This is a genomic window from Streptomyces sp. NPDC055749 (genome assembly GCF_053617235.1).
Map to the genome: position 1 here is coordinate 20860 of NZ_JBSHFH010000019.1, position 19208 is coordinate 40067.

Below are 19208 nucleotides of genomic sequence, written 5' to 3' on the forward strand. Positions count from 1 at the left end.
CCCGCACGGCTGCCGCACCCCGTCCCCGCCTTTCTCCCCGCCCGAAACTTGTTCCCCCCGTTCCCGAAGGACCCCTCCGTGACCCTCACGTCACCCGCCCCCGCACGCCCCGCCCCGGCCCCCTCCCGCTCAGCCGGGCACGCGATCGTCGAGTCGCTGGCCCTGCACGGCGTGCGGCGCGTCTTCGCCGTCCCCGGCGAGAGCTATCTCGACGTCCTCGACGGCCTGCACGACTCCGGCATCACCACCGTGGTCTGCCGCCACGAGGGCGGCGCCGCCTATATGGCCGAGGCGCACGGCAAGTTCACCGGCGAGCCGGGCGTCGCCATGGTCACCCGCGGACCGGGCGCCGCCAACGCGTACGTCGCCGTCCACGCCGCCTGGCAGGACGCCACCCCGCTCGTCCTCTTCGTCGGCCTCGTCCCCAGCGACCACCGCGACCGCGAGGCGTTCCAGGACTTCGACCCGCGCGCCTGGTTCGGTACGCAGGTCAAGCGCGTCCTCGTACTCGACCAGCCGGACCGGGCGTCCGAGCTCGTCGCCGAAGCCTTCTTCGCCGCACGTTCGGGCCGCCCGGGACCCGTCGTCGTCGGCCTGCCCGAGGACGTCATCACCCGGCCCGCCGCGGCCCCCCTCCACCCCGTGCTCCCCGTCACCGACGGCGGCGTGGCCCCCGCCGAACTGGCCGCGCTCGCCGGACTGTTCCGGAGCGCGGAACGCCCGCTGATCGTGGCCGGCGGCCCCCGCTGGACCCCGGCCGCCGCCGCCCGCCTCACCGCCTTCGCCGAACGCCACGCCATACCCGTGGCCCAGGACTGGCGCGCCTCCGACCGGGTGCCGTTCGACTCGCCGTCGTACATCGGACAGCTCGGCTACGGGCGTCAGGAAAGCCTCGCGCGCCGGGTCGAGACGGCGGACCTGCTCCTGTGCGTCGGCGGCGTCCTGACCGACGTACCGAGCGACGGCTACACCCTCCGGCAGACCGCGAAACCGGGCGCCACCACCGTCGTCGTGTCCATCGACGCCTCACTCCGCGGCCGTGGCGGCCAACTCACCCGTCACATCCTGGCCGCGCCGGAGACATTCACCGAAGCCCTCGCGGAACTCGACCTCAGCGGGCACCCCGACTGGTCGGCCTGGACCGCCGAAGGGCGCGGGGAACAGGCCGCCCACAGCGCCTTCCCGCCCGGCGCCCGGACGGGCGATGACCTGCCGCCCACCGCCCGCGGAACCGTCCATATGACCACGGTGATGGCCGAGCTGACGGCGCGTCTGCCGCACGACGCCGCGTACACGTTCGGCGCGGGCAACCACTGCATCTGGGCCCAGCGCTATCTGCCCACCCGCGTCTTCCCCAGCCAGCTCAGCATGCGCAACGGCTCGATGGGGTACAGCGTCCCGGCCGCACTCGCCGCCTCTCTGGAGAGCCCGCAACGGCTGGTCGTCGCCGTCGCAGGGGACGGCGAGTTCCTGATGAACGGTCAGGAGATCGCCACCGCAGTACAGCACGGAGCCGCGTTCCTGGTGATCGTCATGGACAACCGTCAGTACGGCACCATCCGCGACCACCAGGAACGCCACTACCCCGGCCGGATCAGCGGAACCCAGCTCGCCAACCCGGATTTCGCGGCCTACGCACGGGCCTTCGGCGCGCATGGTGAGACGGTGACCAGTGACGCCGACGCGGCCGGAGCCGTGGAGCGCGCCCTGAAGGCCGTACAGCAGGAGCGCCGCCCCGCGATCGTCCACGTAGTCGTCGACCAGGCCATCCCGCTCCCGTAAGAGACCGGGACACCGCAGTGAGGAGCACGTACATGACCGCCTACAAGATCGTCGACCCGGCCACCGGAGAGACCGTCCGCGAGTACCCGGAGGCCACCGCCGCGCAGATCCAGGACGCCCTGGCCGCCTCCGCCGACGCGTACACCGCCTGGCGCTCCACCGCTCCCGACGACCGCGTCGCCCTGCTGAACCGCGTCGCCGACCTCTACACCGAGCGCAAGGACGAACTGGCCGCGCTCATCACGCGCGAGATGGGCAAGCCCGTCGTCCAGGCGCGCGGCGAGATCGACATCGTCGTGTCGATCTACCGCTACTACGCCGAGAACGGCCCGGCGTTCCTCGCCGACGAGGAACTGACCGTCGTCGCCGGGGGATCCGCCCTGATCCGCAAGGAAGGCGTCGGCCCGCTCCTCGGGATCATGCCGTGGAACTTCCCGTACTACCAGGTCGCCCGGTTCGCCGCGCCCAACCTGATGCTGGGCAACACCATCCTGCTCAAGCACGCCCCGCAGTGCCCCGAGTCCGCCCTCGCGATGGAGCGGCTCTTCCGCGACGCCGGGCTGCCCGAGGGGGCGTACGTCAACCTCTTCGCCACCAACGACCAGGTCGCCGACATCATCGCGGACCCGCGGGTGCAGGGTGTCTCGCTCACCGGGTCCGAGCGGGCCGGCGCCGCCGTCGCCGAGATCGCCGGACGGAATCTGAAGAAGGTCGTCCTGGAGCTCGGCGGCTCCGACCCCTTCCTGGTGCTGGGCCGGGCGGACATCGAGCGCGCCGTGCGGCAGGCGTTCTTCGGGCGCTTCGGCAACGCGGGACAGGCGTGCAACGCCGCCAAGCGGATCATCGTCGTCGACGAGCACTACGACCTGTTCGTCGAGCGGTTCACCGAAGCCGTACGCGCGCTGGAGCCCGGCGACCCGTCCGACGAGAAGACCTTCCTCGGCCCGCTCTCCTCCACCGCGGCGGCCGACGGACTCGCCGCCCAGGTCGAGGACGCCGTCGCGCTCGGTGCCAAGGTGCACACCGGCGGCCGGCGCATCGTCAGGCCCGGTGCCTGGTTCGAACCGACGGTCCTCACCGGCGTCACCGAGCAGATGCGCGCGTACCGCGAGGAGCTCTTCGGACCGGTGGCCGTCATCCACCGCGTCGCCGACGAGGACGAGGCGGTGGAGCTCGCCAACAACAGCCCGTACGGCCTCGGAGCCGTCGTCCAGTGCGACGACGAGGAGCACGCACTGCGCGTCGCCGACCGCCTCGAAGCCGGGATGGTGTACGTGAACGACGCGCCCGGCAGCGCCGCGGAACTCCCCTTCGGCGGCGTCAAGCGCTCCGGCATCGGCCGCGAGCTCGGGAAGTACGGCATGGAGGAGTTCGCCAACAAGAAGCTGATCCGCGTCAAGCGCTGACGCGGCGGGCGGCCCGCGCCCGGACGTATACGACGCGGCGCGCCACCGTTCCCCGTCACGGGGGGCGGTGCCGCGCCGCGTCGTGCGTTGGGCCGGTGGGGTGCGGCGCACGGGAAACGGAAACGTCTTCATCGGTTAGCAGCAGCGGTATTGCCACAGTGGGTAACCCACTTCTACGTTCTTCACCACGCACCTTGTCTACGTGCGTAGACCCATTCCGCCACCGCGAGGAGGGGTACATGAGCCGCACCGTCATTCACGGCGGTCTCGTCATCACCGCGTCCGACGAAATCCACGCCGACGTACTCATCGAGGGCGGGCGCATCGCCGCCCTCGCCGCCCACGGCACCGACGCCGCCGAGAGCTGGACCGCGGACCGCACCATCGACGCCACCGGGAAGTACGTCATCCCGGGCGGGGTCGACGCGCACACGCACATGGAGCTGCCGTTCGGCGGCACCGCCGCCTCGGACACCTTCGAGACCGGCACCAGGGCCGCCGCCTGGGGCGGCACCACCACCATCATCGACTTCGCCGTGCAGAGCATGGGCGGCAGCCTGCGCGGCGGACTCGACGCCTGGTACGCCAAGGCCGACGGCAACTGCGCCATCGACTACGCCTTCCATATGATCCTCGCCGACGTGAACGAGTCCTCGCTCAAGGAGATGGACCTTCTCGTCGCGGAAGGCATCACCTCGTTCAAGCTGTTCATGGCCTACCCGGGCGTCTTCTACAGCGACGACGGCCAGATCCTGCGCGCCATGCAACGGGCCGAGAACAACGGCGGCCTGATCATGATGCACGCCGAGAACGGCATCGCGATCGACGTCCTGGTCGAACAGGCGCTGGCCGCGGGACACACCGACCCGCGCTACCACGGAGACGTACGCAAGGTCGCGCTGGAGGCCGAGGCCACCCACCGCGCCATCCAGCTCGCCCGGGTCGCCGGTTCTCCGCTGTACGTCGTCCACGTCTCCGCCGACGAGGCCGTCGCCGAGATCGCCGCCGCCCGCCACAAGGGACTTCCGGTCTTCGGGGAGACCTGCCCCCAGTACCTCTTCCTCTCCACCGACAACCTCGCAGAACCCGGTTTCGAGGGCGCCAAGTACGTCTGCTCGACCCCGCTGCGGCCCAAGGAGCACCAGGAAGCGCTCTGGCGGGGGCTCAGGAACAACGAACTCCAGGTCGTCTCCACCGACCACTGCCCATTCTGCTTCTCCGGCCAGAAGGAACTGGGCCGCGGCGACTTCTCGAAGATCCCCAATGGCATGCCCGGCGTGGAGAACCGGATGGACCTCCTTCACCAGGCCGTGGTGGACGGCCACCTCACCCGCCGCCGCTGGATCGAGATCGCCTGCGCCTCCCCGGCCCGGATGTTCGGCCTCTACCCGAAGAAGGGCACCATCGCCCCGGGAGCCGACGCGGACGTCGTCATCTACGACCCGCACGCCACCCAGACCATCTCCGCCGAGACCCACCACATGAACGTCGACTACTCGGCGTACGAGGGCAAGCAGCTCACCGGACGGGTCGAGACCGTGCTCTCGCGCGGTGAACCCGTCATCGAGGAACGGAAGTTCACCGGCCGTGCCGGGCACGGCATGTACACCCCCCGCGCCACGTGTCAGTACCTGGACTAGGAGCACCTGTCATGGACTTCGGACTCGTCCTCCAGACCGACCCGCCCGCATCGACCGTCGTCGGACTCATGCGCCGCGCCGAACGCAACGGCTTCCGCTACGGCTGGACCTTCGACTCGGCGGTGCTCTGGCAGGAGCCCTTCGTCATCTACAGCCGCATCCTGGAGCACACCGAACGGCTGATCGTCGGCCCGATGGTCACCAACCCCGGCACCCGCACCTGGGAGGTCACGGCCTCCACCTTCGCCACCCTCAACGAGATGTACGGCAACCGGACGGTGTGCGGCATCGGGCGCGGCGACTCGGCGATGCGGGTCGCGGGCCGCAAGCCCAACACCCTGGCCCGGCTCGGGGAGGCGATCGGTGTCATCCGCGACCTCGCCGAGGGGCGCGAGGCCACCGTCGACGGGCAGAGCATCCGGATCCCCTGGGTGAAGGACGGGAAGCTGCCGGTCTGGATGGGGGCGTACGGTCCCAAGGCGCTCGCCCTCGCCGGTCAGAAGGCCGACGGGTTCATCCTCCAGCTCGCCGACCCGTACCTCACCGAGTGGATGGTCAAGGCCGTACGGCAGGCGGCGGCCGACGCGGGCCGCGACCCGGACTCCGTCACCATCTGCGTCGCCGCCCCCGCCTATGTGAGCGACGACCTGGACCACGCACGGGAGCAGTGCCGGTGGTTCGGCGGCATGGTCGGCAACCACGTCGCCGACCTCGTCTCCCGCTACGGCGAACACTCGGGACTCGTACCCGAAGCGCTCACCGCGTACATCGCGGGGCGCTCCGGGTACGACTACAGCCACCACGGCCGCACCGGGAACCCGGACACGGCCTTCGTGCCCGACGAGATCGTCGACCGGTTCTGTCTGCTGGGCCCGGCCGAGGCGCACATCGAGAAGCTGCGGGCCCTGCGCGACCTGGGCGTCGACCAGTTCGCCGTCTACAACATGCACGACGCGCGCGAAGCGACCATCGACGCCTACGGATCCGAGATCATCCCCGCCCTGTCCGCTGACTGACCCGCCCCGTGCGGCAGGCTCAGCCGAGGTCGACGCGCGGGCCGGTGTGCTCGACCGCGGTGACGGTGTCGCCCGAGGTGGAGGTCCAGGTCGAGCGCGGGGTGAAGTGGCCCGCGGTCAGGTCGTCCTGGGTGACGAGGTGGTACGGGGAGGTGCAGGTGTACGAGGCGTCCGCGGCCAGGTTGCGCCAGCGGCAGTTGCGGGCGGCGGTACTCGGGTCGAAGTCCGCGAAGTTCCCGCTCGGCGCGACCGTGGTGACGGCGTCCGAGAGGTTGGTGACGGTGTAGGTGAAGGCCAGCCTGTCGCCGGCCTGGTAGCCGTCCGTCTGCGGGTTGGTCATCCTGCCGCCCGTGACGAGGATGCGGCCCGGCGTGAGCTCGTCCGCGGTCTTCGGCACCGTGACTGTGAGGGTGCTCTTCGAGGTGCGCCCCTTCGCGTCCGTCAGCGTCGCGGTCACGGGGTACGCGGCGCCTCGCGCGCCCGCCGGGACGGTGAGGCCGGTCTGCACGGTCGCGGAGGCGCCGGGCAGGATCCGGCCCGGCGCGGTCAGGTCGTACGACCAGCCCTCCGGCACTGTGAGGGCGAGGTCCTCGACATGGAGCACGGCACCGGTCTGGTTGGTCACCGTGAGCTCGAACGACTGCGTGGTGCCGCGCTCGACGGAGACGCCGGAGGCCGCGACCGGCGCGGCCACACCGTTCAGCCAGGCGAGGTTGAACTGCGCGAACCGGATGCCGGCGTTGCCCCCGCCGGGCTCGTAGAGCAGACCCATGTTGCCGTTCGGCAGGGTCGCCAGGGTCGAGTAGGCCATGCCGCCCGGCTGGAAGACGCGGCTGACCGGCCAGGTCTCACCGTCGTCGAAGCTCATCCGGATCGTGCCGTTGGCGCGCTGGCTGGTGGAACCGGCGTTGGAGAACAGCAGCACCTTGGCCCGGTCGGAGCCCATGGGTGCGTTGGGGTAGGCGCGGACGATGGAGGCGTTGTTCGTCGGATCCGGCAGCTCGCGGTCGATCGTCACCTCGCCGTAGGTGACACCGCCGTCCTCGGAGACGGTGACCTTGCGGTAGCCGGAGCGCTGGGAGTCACGCGAGTTGAGCATGACGCGGCCGTCGGAGAGCTCCACGGTCTTGTTCTCGTCCATGCCGACACCGACCGGCTTTCCGGCCTTCCAGCTCTTGCCGTGGTCGTCGGAGTAGACGGACAGGGCCTGGAAGGCGCCGGCGCCGTTGATGATCGTGAACTGCTGGATCAGGCGCCCCGCGTGCTCGCCGTACTTCAGCTGGATGCCCTGACCGGCAGCCGCGAACCGGGACCGCCAGCCGAGGTCGGTGGTGATGTCCGCGGTGATGACCTCGTGCTCCCAGGTCCGGCCGTCGTCGCGGGAGACGCTGACCTCGGCGTGCAGCACATTGCGGTCGTCGGGGTCGACGCCTGTCTCCGAGCCGCCGAAGCCCTTGTCGAAGGACTTCACATGGAAGTTGAAGATGTCGCCTGTGTGACGGTTGATGATGTAGCTCGGGTCGGAGTAGCCCTCGACGGGCGTTTCGGCCCTGCCCTTGTGGACGAAGGTCTGCTCGCCCCATGTCAGGCCGCCGTCGGTGGAGCGGCGCTGCACGACGGAGTTGGGGCCGGGCGCGTCCATCGCGGAAGGCCGGCCGTCGTACGCGGCGAGGACGTCGCCGCCGTTGGTGACCGTCAGTGCCGGGATGCGGTAGTTCGGGAATCCGCCCTCGCCGTTGGTCGCGAGCTGCTGCTCCGTGTAGAAGGGCTCGCCCGCCTGCGGAGGCGTGGCGTCGAAGTCCGGTGCCGGCCCGGCGGCCGTGGCCGTGGCCGCGGGCGTGACGCCGGTCAGGACCACGGCGGCGGAGAGCCCGGCCAGCCCTGCTTGCCAGAGAACTCTTCGACTGAATCGGGACATGGCTGCCCTTTCGTCTGAAGCGGCGAGTGTTCGCGCTTCCAGTTTCGCCGCATCATAAGACGTCTGATGTCCTCAAGTGAAGGCCTCCCGCGGTGCCGGCTGGTCACCCCGGGTGAAGGGACTAGACCACTTCATGCACATGTCGCTATGGTGCTCGAAATTGCAAGAAGGCACCACGGTCCATGCACATAGATGCATTTCTGGTCACCCATCAAGGGAGTCCCCGTGCGATTGTGGAAGAAGAGAAGCTCTGCCCCACTACGGCGTCGTAAGCCGTTCTTGCTGTTCGCGGCGGTTCTGACGACCCTGGCCGGCCTTGCGGGCGCGCCGTCGGCCGGTGCGGAGCCGGCCCCGTCGACAGCGGTGGGCGGCATCGCGCTCATCCCGCGCCCTGTCGTGGTGCAACAGGACGACGACAAGAAGCCGTTCGTCCTGCGTCCCTCCCTCGTGGTCGTCGCGCATGGCGAGGCGGCCCGCGTCGGTGAGCAGCTCGCGGCCCAACTGCGCCGCGCGACCGGGTTCCCCGTGCCGGTACGTCCGAACGGCGGCGACGACAGCATCCGCGTAACCGTGGACCCGGCGGCCGCGTATACCGTCAAGGGCGCGGCGCCCACCCCGGAGTCGTACGTCCTGGATGTGAACCGCGGCAGCGTCACGATCACCGCGCGCACCGCGCACGGCGCGTTCAACGGGGTTCAGACTCTGCGTCAACTCCTGCCCGCATGGGCCGACTCGGCGACCCCGGTCGTCACGGACTGGCACGTCCCCGCCACGCACATCGAAGACACGCCGCGCTTCTCCTATCGCGGTGTGATGCTCGACGTCGCCCGCTCGTTCCAGGAGGTCGACGAGGTCAAGAACTACATCGACACCCTCTCCCGGATGAAGATGAGCGTCCTGCACCTGCATCTCGCCGACGACCAGGGCTGGCGGATCCAGATCACCAACGACGGCAAGGCTCCGGGCGACCCGATCGACTACACCGCGCTGCACCGTGAGTCCGGCGCGACCGCGATGAACCAGCGGGGATACCGGGGCGAGTTGGGCCGCACCGGCTACTACACGCAGCAGCAGTACCGTGACATCGTCGCCTACGCGAAGGAGCGGTTCGTCACCGTCGTCCCCGAGGTCGACGTTCCCAGTCACACCAACGCCGCCCTGCACGCGATCCCGCAGCTCAACACCGCCCGTTCCCTGCCCGCGCCGGACCCCGAGACGGGTGTCGTCGACTGGAACGGGACCGGCAATGTGGGGTATTCCGCCCTCGATGAGCGTCACGACCCCACCTACACGTTCGTCAAGCACGTCTTCCGTCAGCTGGCCGAGATGACCGGCGGCCCGTACGTGCACATCGGCGGCGACGAGTCCCACGCGATGGGGCACGAGCGCTACGTCGACTTCGTCTCCCGCGCGGTGCCCGAGGTCAAGGCCGCTACGGGTGCCGGGATCATGGGCTGGTCGGAGTACGCCGAGGCGGGCCTGGACCAGAAGCCGGGTTTCTGGGACGGCTCGGTCGTGCAGTACTGGGTCGGTTCCGGTGACTGGGTGCGCGACTTCATCGACAAGGGCGGCAAGGCCGTGGTGTCGGCGGCGGGCGGCTCCTACCTGGACCAGAAGTACACCGCGGCCACCCCGATCGGTCTGACGTGGGCCTGTGGCGGCACGTGCGACTTCCAGCGCTACTACGAATGGGATCCGACGACGACGGTCTCCGGCGGCATCCCCGAGGCGGGCGTGCTCGGAGTCGAGGGCCCGCTGTGGTCGGAGACCGTGCGCGGCGGCGACCAGGCGGACTTCCTCACACTGCCGCGCGCGGCCGCGATCCTGGAGACCGGCTGGACGCCCAGGGAACAGAAGAACGTCGCCGACTTCGGTGCCCGGCTGGCCCAGTTGGGCCCGCACCTCACCGTGGCCGACGCCAACTTCTATGAGAGCCCGGGAGCACGGTGGGCCGCCTCCGTCGCGGGCACCGACGCGATCGCCCCCCGCGCAGTCGCTTCCCGGATCGAACTGGGTCTTGTCGCCGCCCCCGGTACCAAGGTCTCCGATGACGGCAATCAGATCGTGCCGGACACCGTGTCGACCGACGGCGACCCCGCCTCGGCCAGCGCGCTGACCGAGCCGTTGACCGCGACGGCGGCATGCGGGGAGCGCGTGCTGCCGGTGACGTTCACGCAGAGCCGGGCACGTGACTCCCTTCACGCCGCCGGTCTGTACACCGCAGGCGTGGAGGCCGCGTTCACCCGGACCACGACCTGCGTGCTGACACCCTCGGTGGGCGACCCGGTGCCCGTCCGCGTCCGGCCGGCCGACACGTCCGCCAAGGACGGCGCCACATCCGCTCCGGCCGCTCCGGAGCTTTCGGTACCGGACGAGGTGAAGGCGGGAACGTGGGTTCCGCTGAAGCTGACCGGTTTCGCGCCCGGTTACGTCGACATCCGCGTCGACGGCAGGACCATCTACACCGTGCGCGCCGACGAGGCCGGCCGATTCACCCGCCACGCCGTCATCCCGGCCGCGACCTACAACGGCACACGTACCATCAGCGCCGTCCAGGACGACCGCTCGGCACACGAAACCGTCTCGGTCGAGTCCGGGTTGCGCCCGCTGCCGAATCTCATCGACCAGTCCACGCTTCGCGTGCAGGACGTCGACAGCGAGGAGACCGTCGGCGAGAACGGCGCGGCCGCGAACGCCATCGACGGCGACCCGAACACGTTCTGGCACACCCAGTGGGCAGGCGCCACCCCCGCCTTCCCCCATCACGTCAACCTGGACCTGGGGAAGCGGCACGATGTCATCGGCCTGCAGTACACGCAGCGGCAGAACGCCCGCAACGGCCGGATCAAGGACTACCGGATCGAGGTGTCCGACGACGGCGCCACCTGGACACAGGTGGCCACGGGCTCGTTCACCGAGGCGCTGACACCGCAGAACGTCGAGTTCGACGCGGTCCGCGGCCGGTACGTACGCCTGACGGGCCTCGACTCCCCGGCGGGCAACGCGTTCGCCGGCGCGGCTGAACTCAATGTCGGAGGCCGCCCCGTGTAACAGGGGGCGGCGGAAGGGACGTGTGCTCGTCAGACCGGAGCGGGCGTCCGGCCCAGCAGGGCCGTGACGTCGACCGTCTCGTCCTCGGGCGGCGTGGCCGTGGGTACCGGCTTGTCGAAGTCGGAGAGCCCCACGACCGCGTCCGCCGACGGACCCTGCACGGTCAGGCGCACCGGATAGTGCTTGCCCTCAGTGGCCACGTACAGAGTGACCTTCTCCTTGCCCTCGGTCAGGGTCAGCGGGATGACGGACGTGGCGCCGACCGTCGTCTTCTCGCCCTTGGTGAGCGTCCCGCCGGCCGCCTTGTCCGCGTTGTCGATGAGCAGCTCACGGAAAGTGTCCAGGTCGCAGGCTTCCGTGACGGTCTGCAGTCGCGGGTCGTCGGCCTCGCCCCTCATGTACCGGCCGTCGAGAATCGCTTCGAAGGTGGTTCCGCCGATCGGCACCTGGTTCTTCCAGAAGGCCGAATCCGGCTTCAGCCACACCGCGTTGCCGCGCTTGACGATCTCGACCGAGCCCTCGTCCTTGCCGAGATCCACACTGCCCCGGCAGTTCCCGTCCCGGTCCAGGACGAGGTCCACGGTCATCGGTGACCTGCCCTCGCCGAGGTCGCCGTCGGAGGTCAGCCGCAGGGAGTCGGCGCTCAGCAGGGCGTCACGGGAACGGTCGGCTATCTGCTGGGCCGGAAGCGACTCGATGTCGTCGTCCGCGCCGGCCACGGCGCCGCTCGTGACTGTGAGGGCGACGGCTGCCGCGCCTGCCGCCAGCCGGGCCGCCATACGCTGTCCGGTCACGTCGCCTCCTTCGAAGTGCCCTGTTCAGGGCCGTGTTCGGGCGTGCGATCCGTGTTTCCGAGGGTACGCCCGGCCGGTTCCTGTCGCGCGGCAGACGATTGACGGGGGCTCGCGGGCTTCGGTAACCTCAAGGTCCATTTGCTTTGGAAGCAAACCGACTGTTGCCGGAGGCAGCCCCATGCCCGTTCCTCAGGACATCGACAGCCAGGCCGCGGGACGGCAGCTGCTCATCGGGCACCGGGAACTGCGTGCCCAGCTCGCGGAGCTGCGGGCCGCCCTCGACGAGACGAACGGACCCGCGGCCCTCCGCGACGCCGGAGTCGACGCCACGCTCGTCGAGCAGCTGCGCGCCCGCTGCCTGGAGTACTGCCTGGGGCTGCACCACCACCACACCATGGAGGACGGCGCGTTTCCCGTCTTCGAAGAGCGCTACCCCGAGATCGCCCCCGTCATCGAGCGGCTCCGGGAGGAGCACCGGCAGGTGGCCGCAGGGCTCGAACGCCTCGCCGAGCTCGTGTCGTCCGACGAAGGCGAGGACGTCACCTGGCTGACGGAGGAGCTGGAGAAGACCGTGGCCGGTCTGGAGGAGCACTTCCGCTACGAGGAGACGTATCTGCTTCCCGCCCTGGGCGTGATCGTGCCGCCCGCGACCTGACAGCCGGAGGGCGCGGGCGGTCGGGTAGCGTGTCCGACCTGGACTGGAGGTGACCGTGGCAGAGGTCGAAGAGGTGTCGAAGGAACCGGACGCGGACGGCCGTCTCACCACGGACGACGCGGTCCGCGCGATGCTGCTCACCATGCCGCGGCTCATCTCGCGCGCCAAGCGGACACCGGTGCCGGAACAGCTCCGTTCGCTGCGGCTGGCGCCCAGGCATCTGTCGCTGCTGTCCTGCCTGCTCTTCGACGGGCCTACGCCCGTCAAGGACCTGGCCGCCCGCCTCGAAGTCGCACCGACCACCGTCAGCCTGATGGTCAGCGACCTCCAGCGCCAGGGCGTCGTCGAGCGCCGCTCGGACCCCGCCGACCGCAGGCGCAGCATCGTCTCGATCAGCGAGGACCCCGCCACGCGCGGGGCCGTCGACGACTGGCTGGCCAGCAGTGCCAAGGCCTGGCACCAGGTCCTCGACGGCCTCAGCCCCCAGGAGCGCGCCATGGTGGTGCGTGTCATCCATGGTTACGAGGAAGCGCTCGCCGGAAATCCCTGAACCGGCCGGGCCGCGGGATCCAGCGCCTCGCGCAGCCGCAGGACCGCCGTCGTGAACGGTCCCACCCCGCGCTGTGTCACGAGAGCCAGGTCCTCGGGCGTATCGACGTCGAGCCGGATCCCGCTGTCCGTCGCCGGACCGATCGAGAAGGCCCCGCTCGCGGCGTGCGACTGAGCGGAGCCCGTACCGAAGTCCGGGGCGAGCGCGGCCGGCACGAGTGACGTGAGGACGGTTGTCCCCGTGCCTGTGTGGTCGGGCACGAACGCCCGCCGGTGCCGCAGGGCCTGGGCCAGCACCTCCGTCAACTCCTGCGGGCGCAGCCCCGGCAGGTCGGCGGTGAGCACCGCGACCGGCCCCCGGGGGTTCAGCGCCGCGGACCGGGCGGCGCCCGCGCGCACCGCCGCGTTCAGACCGTGACCCGGGGTGTCGTGGTCGACCACCGCGCCCAGGGTGCGGGCCTGTGTGGCGGCGAGCGGATCGGACGTCACGACCACGACCGTGCGGATCCCGGGCGTCGCCCGGACCGCCCGCAGCGTGTCCAGGAAGAAGGCGTGCGCCAGTTCCCGGCGCCATGGGGCCAGCCCTGCCCCGAGTCTGCTCTTGCCCGTGCTGAACGGCTTGACCGGCAGCACCACCGACCACACCGGGATCAGCCCTCTGCTCGGGCGCGAGCCACCAGATCGTCGCGCTCGATGACCCGGGACCGGGCGAGCAGCGTGCCGGCCACGCGCACGAGGGTGTCGCGGACGAAGCAGGTCGGTTCCACCAGCACGGAACTGTCCGGGGACGCGACGGTCACCGTCGCGTAGTAGCTGGTGAAGACCGTGCCGTCGTCCGCCTCCTCGACCGTCATCATGTCGAACCAGTGCCGCGGCTGCGCGACGCCGAACCTGCCCGCAGCGCCCCGGGCAGCCGCCTCGATGGCCTGGGGGCCGCGCAGTTCGCCGCCGCCCGCGGGAGCGAACAGCGAGTCCTGGGAGAAGGACGCGGCGAATCCGCCGAAGTCGCCCCCGTCCATGCGGTGCATCTGGCGGGCGTAGAACTGGGTCACCTCGACGTACAGTTCGGGCGAGGGGAGCTTGGATCCGGGCGTCTCGTCAGTGGTCATGGCCCGATGCTCGGTGCTCCGTCTCGAGGCGGGATCGAGGGGCGGCGGAGCCGCCGCTGTCCGGCCGGTGTCGAGGTCCGGCCGGTGTCGAGCCGGTCTCCAGCCCTCGTCGAGTCCCGGCGCACACTGTGTCCCGCATGGCCGACTTCACCATCACAGAGTTCCGCGACGTCGTGAGCGCCTGCTTCGGCGGAGCAACCAGCGAGGAGATCAAGGACTCCACGCTGGACACCGAATTCACCGACCTGGGGTTCGACTCGCTGACCGTGTACGAGATCGTCCTTCGCATCCAGGACGACTTCGGCGTCACCATCCCCGACGAGGAGCTCGACGAGCTCAAGACCCCCTCCGCCCTCATCCAGCACGTCCGCGGTCAGCTCACCGCCGTCTGATCCCCGGACGTCTGGTCTCCTGACTCCGTAAGACCGGCCGGCACAAGCCGGTTCAGCGCCTCGGCGAAGACCCGCTCGTCCTCGGGACCACCACAGTCCCGGCCCCGGGCCAACAGAGGGACGACCTCGCTGGCACCCTCCCGCACCGCGGGATGGTGCCGGGCGGGGGCGCCCAGGCTCCCGTCCGCGGAACCGTCGAGCAACAGCAGTCCCGGCCGTCGGCCCCAGGTGTCCAGCAGATGCCGCAGGGCGGACCAGTACAGCACTGGCGCGGCCAGTTGCCCACCCCAGAAGTGCGGGTCCCGGGCCTGCCCCGCGGTCACCGCCACTCCGGTGCGGGACGAGACCACCGTGACTCCCGCCCGGGGAGCCCGCGGTCCGAAGGCCGCCAGCGCCTCACCGAAGCGCAGGGCGGTGCTCTCCATGGCCGGACTGTGGAAGGCATGGCCGGAGCGCAGTGCGCGCACGATCCGCCCGCTCCCGCGCAACCGCCGTTCCGTGTCCGCCAGTGCGTTCGCGGGACCCGCCAGCACGGTCTGGCGCGGACCGTTGACGGCGGCTACCGCCACCCCGGGCCCGAGGTGCGGGGACAGTTCCTCCGGGGTGCCCGACACCGCGAGCATCCCGCCGTGACCCCCGTCCGTCAGCACCCGGGACCTGGCCGCCGCGAGCGCTCCGACATCATCCGCGTCGAAGACCCCCGCGAGGCAGGCCGCCGCGAGCTCACCCACGCTGTGTCCGAGCAGCAGGTCGAGCCCACCGCCCGACGCGCTCACCGCGCGTCCCAGCGCGTGCCCCACAGCCAGCAGCAGCGGCTGCGCGACGGCGGCGTCGTCCATGGCCGGGTTCGGGGCCGGCCGCAGCCACTCCGCCCGCAGCCACGCCCCCCGCTCGCCGAGCCGGTCGAAGAACTCGTCCATGGGCGCGGTGAACTCCTCACGCCCGCCGTGGAGTCCGGCGGCCATGCGCTCGCGCTGCGCCCCCTGGCCCGGCAGCAGCAGCACACGTCGGCGTAGTTCCACGGAACCTCCTCGTCCGTCCGCCGGCCACTCCGGCAGGCGTGCCGAGCCTTGCTGCGCCGTCTCGACCTGGGGTGGACCGGCAGTGGACCCGTAGGCCGGGGGCGCCAGCCGTATTCGAGCGGTGGTCGAGGAGCGCCACCGACAGTCGGAAGCAGCCGAACGAGGGGCAGGACAGTGAACCGAAGTGTCGCAATCACCGGAATCGGCGTCATCGCGCCGGGTGGGGTGGGGAAGAAGGCGTTCTGGGACCTCCTGGTCTCCGGCCGCACCGCCACCCGTACGATCTCCTTCTTCGACCCCTCCCGCTTCCGCTCCCAGGTCGCCGCCGAAGTCGACTTCGATCCCCAGCGGTACGGGCTCAGCCCGCGGGAGGCCCGGCGGCTCGACCGGGCGGCGCAGTTCGCCGTCGTCAGCGCCCGGGAGTGCCTGGCCGACAGCGGCCTGGAATTCGTGAAACTCGACCCGCACCGCACGGGCGTCAGCATCGGCAGCGCGGTCGGAGGCACCACCAGCCTGGAACGCGAGTACCTCGTCCTCAGCGACAGCGGCCGGCTGTGGGAGGTGGACAGCGACTACGTGTCGCCGCACCTGTTCGACGCCTTCGTGCCCAGCTCCCTGGCCGCGGAGGTCGCGTGGACGGTGGGCGCCGAAGGGCCCGCCACGGTGGTCTCCACCGGGTGCACCTCCGGACTCGACTCCGTGGGCTACGCCCGGGACCTGATCGCCGAAGGCACCGTGGACGTCATGATCGCCGGCGGCGCCGACACCCCGATCTCCCCGATCGCCGTCGCCTGCTTCGACGCGATCAAGGCCACCACCCCGCGCAACGACGATCCCGAGCACGCCTCGCGGCCGTTCGACCGCACCCGCAACGGATTCGTCCTGGCCGAAGGGGCCGCGATGTTCGTGCTGGAGGAGCTGGAGCACGCCCGCGCCAGGGGAGCCCACATCTACGGCCTGATCGGCGGTTACGCGACGCGCTGCAACGCGTACCACATGACCGGACTGCGCCCCGACGGCACCGAGATGGCCGACGCCATCCGGCACTCGCTGGACCAGGCCCGGCTCGCACCCGACCGGGTCGACTACGTCAACGCGCACGGCTCCGGCACCAAGCAGAACGACCGGCACGAGACCGCCGCGTTCAAGGAGACCCTGGGGGACCACGCGTACCGGGTCCCGGTCAGCTCCATCAAGTCCATGGTCGGGCACTCGCTGGGAGCCATCGGCTCGATCGAGATCGCCGCCTGCGCACTGGCCATGGAGAACAGCGCGGTGCCGCCCACCGCCAACCTCCACGAACCCGACCCCGAGTGCGACCTGGACTACGTACCCAACGAGGCCCGCGAGCACCGCGTGGACAACGTCCTCAGCGTCGGCAGCGGCTTCGGCGGATTCCAGTCCGCCATGGTCATCACCCGAGAGGAGACCGCGCGATGAAAGCGACGGCCACATCGCCCGCCCCCGGGACGGCCGGAGACACCGCGCGGCCGAGCGCCGTCGTCACCGGCATCGGCGTCGCCGCCCCCAACGGCCTGGGTACCGAGGCGTGGTGGCAGGCGACCCTGCGTGGCGAGAGCGGCATCGGACCGGTCACCGACTACGACGCCTCCCGCTACCCCTCCCGGCTGATCGGCGGCATCGACGGATTCGACGCGGCCGAGCACATCCCGGGACGGCTGCTCCCGCAGACCGACCGGGTGACCCGCCTGGCCCTGGTCGCCGGAGCCGAGGCGCTGGCCGACGCCGGAGCCGACCCGGCCGAACTCGCGGGCCAAGAAGGGTACGGCGACTACTCCCTCGGCGTGGTGACCTCCAACGCCACCGGCGGCTTCGGCTTCACCCACCGGGAGATCCGCAAACTGTGGACCGAGGGCCCCCAGAAGGTCAGTGTCTACGAGTCGTTCGCCTGGTTCTACGCGGTCAACACCGGACAGCTGTCCATCCGCCACAAGCTGCGCGGACCGAGCGGGGTCCTCGTCTCCGAACAGGCGGGCGGCCTCGACGCCATCGGCCAGTCCCGCCGCACGCTGCGGCAGGGCGTGAAGCTGTCGCTGACCGGCGGGATGGATTCCTCCCTCGACCCCTGGGGCCTGACCTCCCACATCGCGAGCGGCCGGCTCTCCCGCGGCACCGACCCGGCCACCGCCTACCTGCCCTTCGACGCCCGCGCGGCCGGGCACGTGCCCGGTGAGGGCGGCGCGATCCTCGTACTGGAGGACGCGACGGCGGCCCGGGAGCGGGGCGCACGGGTGTACGGCGAGATCGCCGGATACGCCGCCACCTTCTCCCCGAAGCCCGGATCCGGCCGCCCGCCCGGCCTCGAACGCGCCGCACGGCTCGCCCTCGCCGACAGCGGGCTGACCCCCGAATCGGTGGACGTGGTCTTCGCCGACGCCGCGGGCATGCCCGCCGCCGACGAGGAGGAGGCCACCGCACTGCGCGCCCTCTTCGGGCCGTACGGCGTGCCGGTCACCGCCCCCAAGACGCTCACCGGCCGGCTGTACGGCGGAGGCGCCCCGCTCGACGTCGCCGCAGCCCTGCTCGCCCTGCGCGACGGCGTCGTACCGCCCACCGCGGGCATCGCGAGCCCGGTCGCAGGCCACCGGCTCGACCTGGTGCGCGACACACCCCGTGAATTGCCGCTGCGCACCGCCCTGGTGCTGGCCCGCGGCCAGGGCGGCTTCAACGCCGCCGTGGTCGTGCGCGCCGTCGGCGCTTCCTGAGACCCCGTTCGTTCCCGACACCCGGCCGCGCCTCCCGGCGCCGGCCGGACACCACACACGAGGAGTTGTCCCATGGCCGTCATCACCCTCCACGACCTGGCAGGTGTGCTCACCGAGTGCGCCGGCGCCGACGAGGACGTCGTACTGACCTCCGAGAGCCTGGACCTAACCTTCACCGACCTCGGCTACGACTCGCTCGCCCTGCTCGAAACGGCGGCCACGGTGCAGCAGCGCTACGGCGTCGCCCTCTCCGACGAGGAGGTCACCGGGATCACCACCCCCCGGGAGTTCCTCGACCTCGTCAACCAGTCCGCCGTCCAGGCCGCCTGAGGGGACGGGCCGACACATGGAGCAGGAACAGCAGACCACCCGGGGCACCGCCCTCGTCACCGGGGCGACCCGGGGCATCGGACGGTCCGTCGCCGAGTCCCTGGGCGCCCTCGGGCACCCGCTCTACCTCTGCGCCCGTGACGCGGAAGCACTCGCCCAGACCGTCAAGGAACTGCGCGAGAGCGGCCTGACCGTGGACGGGCAGGCGTGCGACGTCACCTCCGCGGACAGCGTGCGGCAGTTCGTGCAGTCCGCGGTCGACCGGTTCGGTCCGGTGGAGGTACTGGTCAACAACGCCGGGCGCAGCGGGGGCGGCGTCACCGCCGAAGTCCCCGACGAGCTCTGGTACGACGTCATCGACACCAACCTCAACAGCGTCTTCCTGGTCACCAAGCAGGTGCTGACGACCGGCCGGATGCGGGAGCTGAAGCGCGCCAGGATCATCAGCATCGCCTCGACGGGCGGCAAGCAGGGAGTGGTCTTCGGCGCACCCTACTCGGCGTCCAAGCACGGTGTGGTCGGGTTCACCAAGGCGCTCGGCCTGGAGCTCGCCAAGAGCGGCATCACCGTCAACGCCGTGTGCCCCGGCTACGTGGAGACGCCCATGGCGGGCAACGTGCGCGCGCACTACGCCAAGATCTGGGACACCACCGAGGACGAGGTCCTCGAGAAGTTCAACGCCAAGATCCCTCTCGGCCGGTACACGGACCCCGAGGAGGTCGCCGGGATGGTCGCCTACCTGGTCTCGGACGCGGCAGCGGCCGTCACGGCACAGGCGATCAACGTCTGCGGCGGCCTCGGCAACTACTGAGCAACCA

At 70.9% G+C, this 19208-nt stretch carries 17 protein-coding genes; 12 read left to right on the forward strand and 5 right to left on the reverse strand.

The window, feature by feature from the left end:
• The first annotated feature begins 78 nt into the window (after window positions 1-78).
• From ACWGO0_RS16600 to ACWGO0_RS16615, 4 genes are all read left to right on the forward strand, one after another.
• Window positions 79-1782 carry a thiamine pyrophosphate-dependent enzyme gene (locus ACWGO0_RS16600; RefSeq protein WP_453534488.1) on the forward strand — a complete coding sequence of 568 codons (1704 nt, stop codon included), beginning with the start codon at window positions 79-81 and terminating at the stop codon, window positions 1780-1782.
• Between the two features lie 32 nt (window positions 1783-1814).
• Window positions 1815-3188 carry an NAD-dependent succinate-semialdehyde dehydrogenase gene (locus ACWGO0_RS16605; protein WP_453534491.1) on the forward strand — a complete coding sequence of 458 codons (1374 nt, stop codon included), beginning with the start codon at window positions 1815-1817 and terminating at the stop codon, window positions 3186-3188.
• Between the two features lie 239 nt (window positions 3189-3427).
• Window positions 3428-4828: a dihydropyrimidinase gene (hydA, locus tag ACWGO0_RS16610; RefSeq protein WP_453534494.1), complete on the forward strand. Its 1401-nt coding sequence runs from the start codon at window positions 3428-3430 to the stop codon at window positions 4826-4828.
• A gap of 11 nt (window positions 4829-4839) precedes the next feature.
• On the forward strand, window positions 4840-5844 hold the full coding sequence (locus tag ACWGO0_RS16615) for a TIGR03842 family LLM class F420-dependent oxidoreductase (protein ID WP_453534497.1): 1005 nt from the start codon (window positions 4840-4842) through the stop codon (window positions 5842-5844).
• A gap of 19 nt (window positions 5845-5863) precedes the next feature.
• On the opposite strand, the gene ACWGO0_RS16620 is transcribed toward ACWGO0_RS16615, so the two are convergent.
• The gene (locus tag ACWGO0_RS16620) at window positions 5864-7762 is read right to left on the reverse strand and encodes an exo-alpha-sialidase (protein WP_453534500.1); all 1899 of its coding nucleotides are present in this window, start codon (window positions 7760-7762) and stop codon (window positions 5864-5866) included.
• A 279-nt stretch (window positions 7763-8041) separates the two neighbouring features.
• Here ACWGO0_RS16620 and ACWGO0_RS16625 point away from each other — a divergent pair, with 279 nt between their 5' ends.
• Window positions 8042-10813 carry a family 20 glycosylhydrolase gene (locus tag ACWGO0_RS16625; RefSeq protein ID WP_453534503.1) on the forward strand — a complete coding sequence of 924 codons (2772 nt, stop codon included), beginning with the start codon at window positions 8042-8044 and terminating at the stop codon, window positions 10811-10813.
• A 29-nt stretch (window positions 10814-10842) separates the two neighbouring features.
• On the opposite strand, the gene ACWGO0_RS16630 is transcribed toward ACWGO0_RS16625, so the two are convergent.
• Window positions 10843-11607, reverse strand: coding sequence for a hypothetical protein (locus ACWGO0_RS16630; RefSeq protein WP_453534506.1), 765 nt, complete (start codon window positions 11605-11607; stop codon window positions 10843-10845).
• A 178-nt stretch (window positions 11608-11785) separates the two neighbouring features.
• Here ACWGO0_RS16630 and ACWGO0_RS16635 point away from each other — a divergent pair, with 178 nt between their 5' ends.
• Both ACWGO0_RS16635 and ACWGO0_RS16640 read left to right on the forward strand, forming a co-directional pair.
• Entirely contained in the window at window positions 11786-12262 is a 477-nt protein-coding gene (locus ACWGO0_RS16635) for a hemerythrin domain-containing protein (RefSeq protein WP_453534509.1), read from the forward strand.
• A gap of 130 nt (window positions 12263-12392) precedes the next feature.
• Complete coding sequence (locus tag ACWGO0_RS16640; protein ID WP_453534768.1) at window positions 12393-12812, forward strand: MarR family winged helix-turn-helix transcriptional regulator; 420 nt, start codon at window positions 12393-12395, stop codon at window positions 12810-12812.
• On the opposite strand, the gene cofC is transcribed toward ACWGO0_RS16640, so the two are convergent.
• Together cofC and ACWGO0_RS16650 are read right to left on the reverse strand one after the other, a co-directional pair.
• Window positions 12782-13447 carry a 2-phospho-L-lactate guanylyltransferase gene (gene cofC, locus ACWGO0_RS16645; protein WP_453534512.1) on the reverse strand — a complete coding sequence of 222 codons (666 nt, stop codon included), beginning with the start codon at window positions 13445-13447 and terminating at the stop codon, window positions 12782-12784. The two genes, ACWGO0_RS16640 and cofC, sit on opposite strands and share 31 nt — an antisense overlap.
• Before the next feature lie 14 nt (window positions 13448-13461).
• On the reverse strand, window positions 13462-13920 hold the full coding sequence (locus ACWGO0_RS16650; RefSeq protein WP_453534515.1) for a nuclear transport factor 2 family protein: 459 nt from the start codon (window positions 13918-13920) through the stop codon (window positions 13462-13464).
• Between the two features lie 137 nt (window positions 13921-14057).
• Here ACWGO0_RS16650 and ACWGO0_RS16655 point away from each other — a divergent pair, with 137 nt between their 5' ends.
• On the forward strand, window positions 14058-14312 hold the full coding sequence (locus ACWGO0_RS16655; protein ID WP_453534518.1) for an acyl carrier protein: 255 nt from the start codon (window positions 14058-14060) through the stop codon (window positions 14310-14312).
• On the opposite strand, the gene ACWGO0_RS16660 is transcribed toward ACWGO0_RS16655, so the two are convergent.
• Complete coding sequence (locus ACWGO0_RS16660) at window positions 14294-15334, reverse strand: acyltransferase domain-containing protein (RefSeq protein ID WP_453534521.1); 1041 nt, start codon at window positions 15332-15334, stop codon at window positions 14294-14296. The genes ACWGO0_RS16655 and ACWGO0_RS16660 overlap by 19 nt on opposite strands.
• Before the next feature lie 174 nt (window positions 15335-15508).
• Between ACWGO0_RS16660 and ACWGO0_RS16665 the strand changes: the two genes are divergently transcribed.
• From ACWGO0_RS16665 to ACWGO0_RS16680, 4 genes are all read left to right on the forward strand, one after another.
• Window positions 15509-16774, forward strand: coding sequence for a beta-ketoacyl-[acyl-carrier-protein] synthase family protein (locus tag ACWGO0_RS16665; protein ID WP_453534524.1), 1266 nt, complete (start codon window positions 15509-15511; stop codon window positions 16772-16774).
• Window positions 16771-18060 carry a ketosynthase chain-length factor gene (locus ACWGO0_RS16670; protein WP_453534527.1) on the forward strand — a complete coding sequence of 430 codons (1290 nt, stop codon included), beginning with the start codon at window positions 16771-16773 and terminating at the stop codon, window positions 18058-18060. Before ACWGO0_RS16665 ends, ACWGO0_RS16670 begins: the two co-directional genes overlap by 4 nt.
• A 72-nt stretch (window positions 18061-18132) precedes the next feature.
• On the forward strand, window positions 18133-18390 hold the full coding sequence (locus ACWGO0_RS16675) for an acyl carrier protein (protein ID WP_453534530.1): 258 nt from the start codon (window positions 18133-18135) through the stop codon (window positions 18388-18390).
• Between the two features lie 16 nt (window positions 18391-18406).
• On the forward strand, window positions 18407-19201 hold the full coding sequence (locus ACWGO0_RS16680) for an SDR family NAD(P)-dependent oxidoreductase (protein ID WP_453534533.1): 795 nt from the start codon (window positions 18407-18409) through the stop codon (window positions 19199-19201).
• Window positions 19202-19208: the final 7 nt, after the last annotated feature.